The organism is Amphibacillus jilinensis Y1 (assembly GCF_000306965.1).
In the GTDB taxonomy this organism is placed as follows: domain Bacteria; phylum Bacillota; class Bacilli; order Bacillales; family Amphibacillaceae; genus Amphibacillus_C; species Amphibacillus_C jilinensis.
This window is the reverse complement of sequence record NZ_JH976442.1, coordinates 376-8,404: the sequence shown is the minus strand read 5'-3', so window position 1 is coordinate 8,404 and position 8,029 is coordinate 376. Positions and strand designations below refer to the sequence as shown.

General features: G+C 40.8%; 8 protein-coding genes. 6 read left to right on the top strand and 2 right to left on the bottom strand.

The annotated features are described in order from the left end of the window. Positions 1–353 precede the first annotated feature (353 nt). Together map and B494_RS0116410 are read right to left on the bottom strand one after the other, a co-directional pair. The gene (gene map / locus B494_RS0116415) at positions 354–1,094 is read right to left on the bottom strand and encodes a type I methionyl aminopeptidase (RefSeq protein WP_017473474.1); all 741 of its coding nucleotides are present in this window, start codon (positions 1,092–1,094) and stop codon (positions 354–356) included. 122 nt (positions 1,095–1,216) lie between these two features. After that, positions 1,217–1,513, bottom strand: a complete 297-nt coding sequence (locus tag B494_RS0116410) for a MazG-like family protein (RefSeq protein ID WP_017473473.1) — start codon at positions 1,511–1,513, stop codon at positions 1,217–1,219. A 156-nt stretch (positions 1,514–1,669) separates the two neighbouring features. Here B494_RS0116410 and B494_RS0116405 point away from each other — a divergent pair, with 156 nt between their 5' ends. From B494_RS0116405 to typA, 6 genes are all read left to right on the top strand, one after another. Next, the gene (locus B494_RS0116405; protein ID WP_017473472.1) at positions 1,670–2,419 is read left to right on the top strand and encodes an aminoglycoside phosphotransferase family protein; all 750 of its coding nucleotides are present in this window, start codon (positions 1,670–1,672) and stop codon (positions 2,417–2,419) included. 92 nt (positions 2,420–2,511) lie between these two features. Next, positions 2,512–3,084, top strand: a complete 573-nt coding sequence (locus B494_RS0116400; RefSeq protein WP_017473471.1) for a dihydrofolate reductase family protein — start codon at positions 2,512–2,514, stop codon at positions 3,082–3,084. Continuing rightward, positions 3,077–3,637 (top strand): dihydrofolate reductase family protein, encoded by a 561-nt coding sequence (locus B494_RS0116395; protein WP_017473470.1) that lies wholly within the window; start codon positions 3,077–3,079, stop codon positions 3,635–3,637. The genes B494_RS0116400 and B494_RS0116395 overlap by 8 nt, the downstream gene beginning before the upstream one ends. A 14-nt stretch (positions 3,638–3,651) precedes the next feature. Beyond that, positions 3,652–4,635 carry an ATP-binding cassette domain-containing protein gene (locus B494_RS0116390; RefSeq protein ID WP_017473469.1) on the top strand — a complete coding sequence of 328 codons (984 nt, stop codon included), beginning with the start codon at positions 3,652–3,654 and terminating at the stop codon, positions 4,633–4,635. Next, positions 4,632–5,450, top strand: a complete 819-nt coding sequence (locus B494_RS0116385; RefSeq protein WP_017473468.1) for an ABC transporter permease — start codon at positions 4,632–4,634, stop codon at positions 5,448–5,450. Before B494_RS0116390 ends, B494_RS0116385 begins: the two co-directional genes overlap by 4 nt. Positions 5,451–5,932: 482 nt before the next feature. Next, entirely contained in the window at positions 5,933–7,753 is a 1,821-nt protein-coding gene (gene typA, locus B494_RS0116380) for a translational GTPase TypA (protein ID WP_017473467.1), read from the top strand. Positions 7,754–8,029: the final 276 nt, after the last annotated feature.

Genomic DNA, 8,029 nt, shown 5'->3' with positions numbered 1-8,029 from the left:
TATTTTCATGTGTTTAGTCAGATTAAAACGCTAATAAAACGGAAGTGAAAGACGACGACTCCTGCGGGATCAGCACGCGTCCGAAGATCGACTAAGTGAAGTGTACTTCTTCACACAGTGGAGGAATGTTAGACTAACCCCGTCCCGTCCTGGGACAACGTCTAACTGACCTACATCCTGTAGGCCCGAAGCCGTGCCCATGGAAAGCAAAGGGACTGCTGGGTGCGCTACGCTAATGATTATATTGTTTATTAATCATCATCTAACACGTACAAATAAATGATGCAGGATCTAGGCGTGATGCGCTAATCAATTGACTAGTAAAAAAATAAGGGCGATATTGAGCCCTCATTTTATGTTACTATAATCGGTTCCTCTTCCGTAATAATAATGGTCTCTTCTTTTTGCGCAACATAGCCACCTTGTTTACCGACGAATGTCCATTCATCATCTAACTCAATGATTTCTTCATCAATGATCGAGACAAACGGTTCAAAGGCTACGACTAACCCATTATCCATTAAAGCGTTGTCCCACGGGAGGTAGAAGTTGTAAATATGCTCTGGTGCGTCACGTAAAGATGAACCTACGCCATGACCAGTAAGATTTTTAATAACTTTGTAGCCTAATTTGCTAGCAGTGTCATGAACTGCATGACCGACACGATTCATTTTGGCTCCAGCCTTAAACTGGTTGAGGCCGGCATCGAAGACTTGGTCCGTTGCGACTAACAGATCAATTAATTTCTGTTCGCCTTTACCGACGACAATGGAACGCCCTGTATCAGCATAATAACCTTTGTACGCTCCTGATACATCAATGTTAACGAGGTCGCCTTCTTGAATAACGCGGTCACCAGGAATGCCATGGGCAACTTCTTCATTGACAGAAATACAGGTATAGCCGGGAAAGTTATACGTCAGGATTGGGGCGGATTCCGCACCGTGCTTTTTAAATAAACGCTCTGCGACTTGGTCTAATTCTTTTGTTGTGATACCAGGTTTAGTATAAGCAATCATATGGTCACGAATATCAGAAATGACTTTTCCAGCTTCCTTTAGTCCATGAATATCTTTATCCGAGGATATAATCATATCGTTCTCCTTCATTTATTATTCGAAATATATTGTAAGTAGTTGTTAACGATAAATCAACGCCGGTAAGGGAGAGATGCTGGGTTTGCTAAGGCCAACATATTGTCTGGCAAAAGGCAAGGTTACGCATTCGCTTTTTCCTTCCACTTTTTCATCTTCTTGCCAATCAAGCCTTTTAGTTCTTCCTCAGACTGTGATAAGGTAAAAAACAAGGCGAAAGCAATTAACATGACATCAACACATTCCTCTTTCACTTCGTCTAGTCCAAGCTCTTTATAGGCATTGCCACTCGCCTTGACGTGAGATAGAATTGCTTGCGAGACCTCACCAGCTTCTTCAGAAAGCTTCAGTCCCATTTGCTCTAATGTTTTTTTCTCTAGAGCACTCATCTGTTTAATTTGCTGTATAAGTTCTTCCATTTAAAGTCTCCCCCTCTTAATAATGTTCCTGTAAATAAGCCTTGCGGTTGGTATAGAATCGGTCTCTAGCCTGATCTACCCGCAAGCTATTTTTGTTAGACTATAATTAGAATAGCAGACTTTAGTACAATGAGTAAAATCATTGGAGGTGATAGGTTGAGCGATAAGGTTAAAACAGCAATTGCACATGGAAATACTGCAGACATATATGTTTATGATAATAAGGTTATTAAGTTATTCAAATCCCATTTCCCTAGGGAGATTGCTACATATGAAAGAGATAAATTAATGTTTGTCTATCAAAAGGGACTTCCTGTGCCAAAGCCGTTAAGTGTTGATCAGATAGATGGTAAAGACGCATTAGTGATGGCATTCATTAAAGGATACACACTTGGTCAGCTTATCGAGTCCGATCAGAATCAGCTTGATCACTATTTAGCGCTGTCAATTGATGTCCAACAGAAGATGCATCAGGTTGATGCTGAAGGCTTAGAACGAATGACAGACAAGCTCGTGAGGCAAATTAAGGCTGCAGAGCTATTAACAGCTGCTGAAAAGAAAGAGCTGTGCGTGTTATTAGCTAATCAGCCAATGGTTAGTAAGCTTTGTCATGGTGACTTTCATTGCTACAACCTCATTCAAAGCAAAACTGATATCACGATTATTGACTGGCTTGACGCAAGTGCCGGCCATCCCCTTGCTGATGTTTGTCGCACCTATCTCCTGTATAGCGGCTTTTCCTCTCAGATAGCTGAAAAGTATTTAACACTTTATTTAGAAAAATCAACCTGTGCTCGTGTAGATGCTTTAGCTTGGCTACCAATTATCGCAGGTGCGAGGTTAGAGGAACACTTGCCAGAACAAGAGAAAGACCGCTTAGCAATGATTGTGCGGACACACCTGTAGGAATGCACAAAACCCCGCAATTAAGGATAAGTTTTCACACGTTAACGTGGTAAAGTGAGTCTAACTATATTTTTGAAAAAGGGGACTTATACATGCGCCAGATCATTTATGCACAGATGGTATCACTAGATGGCTTTATTGAAGGACCAGGTGGTGAAATTGATTGGGGTGTTCCAGATGATCAATTATTTGCCTTTATTAACGAGCAAGAGCAGAGCGTTGATACTCATTTATATGGAAGGCGCACCTATCAAAATATGGCTAGCTATTGGCCGAAGCAAGAGCACAATCCTAAGGCATCCGACTTTGAACAGGCTTTTTCTCGACAATGGAAGCAAATGAAAAAGCTGGTCTTCTCGACAACGTTAACCGAGGTGAGTTGGAATAGTAAGCTCATTAATCATCCCATTGAAGAAGCTGTCGAGCAAGAAAAGTTAAGTACTGGTAAAGACCTACTTTTAGGAGGGGCAGGACTGGCCTGTTCATTTATTGAAAGGGATTTAATTGACCGCTATCATTTGTATATTCATCCCGTTATACTAGGGAGTGGAAAGCGTTTCTTTCCAAGCTTACCTGAGAAAAAACAGCTTAAACTCGTCGATCACAAGGTCTTTCACTCTGGGGTTGTATTTTTGGCTTACCAACGAGGTGAAGGAAATGGCTAAATTAATTGCACAGTTAGTGCTTTCACTTGATGGTTATTATGGTGGGATGAATGGTGAGGTTGATTGGCATCTTATTGATGATGACTATAATCGTTATGCAACAAAACTGCTTCAAGGTGCTCAAGGTTTAATGATGGGGCGGCGCACCTTTGAATTGATGGAACAATTTTGGCCAACACATGAAGCAATGGAGTCTTCCCCAGAGGTTGCCAAAGAAATGAATCGCTTGCCTAAATATATTTTTAGTCAAACATTAACAGAGACAAGTTGGGCGCAGACACAGCTGATCGCTGATCCAATTGTGGTGAGCGTTGAGCAATTAAAGCAACAACTTGATGGGGATCTTGTCATACTAGGCAGTGGTCAACTGGTTCACCTATTAACCAAGCATCGGCTTATTGATGAGTACCAGATCATGATTAACCCAGTCTTGATTGGGGCAGGAAAATCCGCTTTTCAGGGCATGTTAACAACTGTTTCACTAAACTTATTAGAATCAAATACTTTTTCATCGGGTAATGTCTTACTACGATACCAACTAAATAAACAATAAGGGAGTGTCATCTTATGAAAGAACCCAAGCAAGAGCAATGGGCAATTGAAACAACGGGCTTAAAGAAATATTTTGGCAATAACCGTGCCGTTGATGGTGTTGAATTAAAGGTGAAGAAAGGGACGATATACGGTGTACTTGGTCCCAATGGGGCGGGTAAAACGACAACGATCCGAATGTTGACAACCTTATTAAAGCCTGATGGTGGTTCCGCCAAAGTGCTTGGCTATGATATTATCGATGATGCTCATCAGGTGCGTCAGCGAATTAGCTTAACAGGCCAGTTTGCTTCGCTAGATGAAGATTTATCGGGTATGGAGAACATGGTGATGATTGGTCGTTTATTTGGGTTTTCGCGAAGGGACGCCAAGAAACGGGCTGAAGAGCTGTTAACGGCATTTGATCTTTTCGATGCAGCAAAACGGCAAGTGAAGAATTACTCAGGGGGGATGAGAAGGCGCCTTGATATTGCGGCGAGTATTATCGTTTCACCAGAGCTCTTATTCCTTGATGAGCCAACAACTGGACTCGATCCACGAAGTCGAAATCAGGTGTGGGACATCATCCGCTTACTTGTTAAAGCGGGAACAACCGTTCTTTTGACCACACAGTATTTAGATGAAGCCGATCAATTGGCTGATCGGATCGCTGTTATTGATCACGGAAAGGTTATTGCAGAAGGAACGAGTGGCGAATTAAAGGCTTCGATTGGAACAGGTAAGCTTCATGTTCGTGTCCTTGATCCTGAGATGCGAGGGCAGGCAGCTGAGGTACTTGAACAAACGATTCAAACAGAGGTACAGCTTGGTACTGATCCACTGGTGTTAACCGCACAGGTTTCTGATACGACGCTCGTTTCAAAAGCTCTACTTGCCTTTGAGGATGCAAACATTCCGATCACTGATTTTTCGCTGGGGCAGCCTAGTCTTGATGAAGTCTTCTTAACGTTAACAGGTAGACCAACAGACGATCAAGCAACAGAGGAGGTGGCAAAATGAGTAACTTAACTCAATCAAGTGCAATTGAAAAGGCATTATCCAACCAGGTTCGTCCGAAAAAGGCGAGTCCATTATCGGCATGTTTGACCTTTAGTGGTCGGATGTTGCTAAAAATAAAATATGTCCCAGAGCAATTATTTGATATTACAGCTTTCCCAGTCATTTATTTACTAATGTTTACTTATCTCTTTGGCGGTGCAATTGCCGGATCAACGGCTGCTTATCTACAATTCGTTTTGCCGGGCATTCTAGTATTGACTGTCGTGATGATCACAATGTATACCGGTATCGAATTAAATAATGATATCAAAAAAGGGATCTTTGATCGGTTTCGTACACTACCGATCTGGAATCCAGCTGTCTTAGTTGGTGCTCTATTGGTTGATTTAGTTCGTTACTTGATTGCGTCAACGATCATGCTTGTGCTTGGCTATACATTAGGCTTTCGTGCTGATGGTGGCTTTAGTGGGCTTGTCTTAGGGATTGCGATTCTGTTGCTATTCGCCTTTAGTGTCTCTTGGATCTGGACGACCTTAAGCATGATTATGCGGTCGGAGAAATCACTCCTAGGGGTCAGCATGATGATTCTGTTTCCGACGACCTTTGTCAGTAATGTGTTCGTTGCGCCTGAAACGATGCCAAGTTGGTTGGAAGCATTTGTTGAGGTTAATCCTATCACATTATTGGTGCGTGCAGTTCGTGGTTTTATGGAAGGCGCACCAGATTATCAGGCTGTTATGTGGGTCTGTTTAATCTCGCTAGGGCTAATTATTATTTTCGGTCCATTGACGATGTATCTCTATAAAAGAAAATAACAAGTGAAGCACTGACTAAAATGCGTCAGTGCTTCTTCGTTGTGTACCTAGAGTTCAGTCATTTGAATGGGAAAGTACAATCCTTCAGTTCAACGGCTCGACCACTATGACTATTATGCTGATAGCTTTTAAGTTTGGCTGATCTCCATTTATCACAGATAATCATCCGGCTATTTAGATGGCAGCTAACTCAACTCATCTTCCATGCTTTCAAGCTTGTGTAAAGAATGTAATGATGTATTTTGTAAATAATAAAAATATCGTTATTTAAATACGCCTGCATTACTTTAAATCAAGACAGCGTACATGACAAGCGCCATCAAAGCTAAATTTTTAATGCTAAATGTGTGTTATTTAGTCAAATGATGAATAATCATGCAGTTTTTCGCCGAAAAATATATACTTTAATTGACTAAATGTGATATAATTGCCCAGTTACAGTGTTATTTGGACGTTTGCTATAAAAGAGGAGATGTAGAAGGATGCAATTAAGAGAAGATATTCGTAACATTGCTATTATTGCCCACGTTGATCATGGGAAAACAACCTTAGTCGATCAGTTGCTTCGTTACTCAGGGACATTTCGTGATAATGAACAAGTCGATGATCGTGCAATGGACTCAAATGATATTGAAAGAGAACGTGGGATTACTATTTTAGCGAAAAATACTGCGATTAATTATAACGATACACGTATTAATATTCTTGATACACCAGGCCATGCTGATTTCGGTGGAGAGGTTGAACGTATTCTTCGAATGGTTGATGGGGTATTGTTGGTTGTTGATGCATACGAAGGATGTATGCCACAAACGCGTTTTGTGTTAAAAAAGGCGCTTGAACAAAAATTGACACCAGTGGTTGTATTAAATAAAATTGATCGCCCAAATGCTCGACCTGAACATGTTGTGGATGAAGTGTTAGATTTGTTTATTGAGTTGGGTGCTGATGACGAACAGCTAGAGTTTCCTGTTGTTTATGCTTCGGCGTTGAATGGAACATCTGGAGAAGAACCAGATCAACAAGTTGAATCAATGGAAGCTGTGTTCCAAACGATAATGAGTCATATTCCTGCCCCAGCTAATAATCAAGCAGATCCTTTACAATTTCAAATTACTTTACTCGATTATAACGACTATTTAGGTCGGATAGGGATTGGTCGTGTCTCACGAGGTAGCATTAAAGTTGGACAGCAAGTGACTTTAATGAAAAAAGACGGTCAAACAAAGAACTTCCGTGTCAGTAAGATGTTTGGTTTCTTAGGATTAAAGCGAATTGAAATTGAAGAGGCGAATGCTGGAGATATTATTGCTTTAGCGGGTCTTGAAGATATCAATGTTGGTGAAACAGTCTGCCCAGTTGATCATTTAGAAGCACTTCCTATTTTGCATATTGATGAACCGACTTTACAGATGACATTTGTTGTCAATAACAGTCCGTTTGCAGGTAAAGAAGGTAAATATATTACGTCACGAAGAATCGAAGAGCGTTTAATGATGCAACTTGAAACAGATGTCAGTTTACGTGTTGATCCAACCGATTCACCAGATGCTTGGATTGTTTCAGGGCGTGGTGAACTGCACTTGTCTATTTTAGTTGAAAATATGCGCCGTGAAGGTTATGAATTACAGTTGTCCAAACCCCAAGTCATTATAAAAGAAATTGACGGTGTGAGATGTGAGCCAATGGAACGCGTTCAAGTTGATGTGCCCGAAGATTATACGGGATCGGTAATGGAATCATTAGGTTCACGTAAAGGTGAAATGCTCGATATGATTAACCAAGGTAATGGGCAAGTTCGTTTAGAATTTAAGGTCCCTTCTCGTGGATTAATTGGTTATTCTACCGAATTTATGACACAGACACGTGGTTATGGGATTATTAATCACACCTTTGATAGCTACGAACCTGTTGTTGAGGGTCAAGTTGGTGGTCGCCGTCAAGGTGTACTTGTTGCCTTGGAAAATGGTAAAGCATCGACCTATGGTATTATGAACCTTGAAGATCGTGGGATCATTTTTATTGAGCCAGGTACAGAGGTTTATGCCGGAATGATTGTAGGTGAACACAATCGTGATAATGACTTAACGGTTAACATTACAAAAGAAAAGCATTTAACAAATGTGCGTTCAGCGACGAAAGACCAAACGTCAACGATTCGTAAAACACGTCAAATGTCATTAGAAGAGGCAATTGAGTATTTGAACGACGATGAATATTGTGAAGTTACACCAGAATCAATTCGATTACGGAAGAAGATTTTAAACAAGAATGAACGAGAAAAAGCAGCTAAAAAGAAATAGTAAATAAAGAAAAGACTGATTTTAGTAAAACCCCTTGCCGAGGGAGGGATTACAATAGGATCAGTCTTTTCTTTACTCACAAAACAAAACTTTAATTAGTGGGGTGGGGGTTGGTTATCGTCCGTTTTTTGCATTGTCTTTACGTGAATCAGGACAGCTTCGCGGCTAAATAAATTTATTCTACGCTCTATTTTGAGTTGGGCGTTTTATGGGCTATTAGCCATGAATTTTTACCACGTTGCGGCTCGCGACGTCTGGTCCTCAATAATACTCATA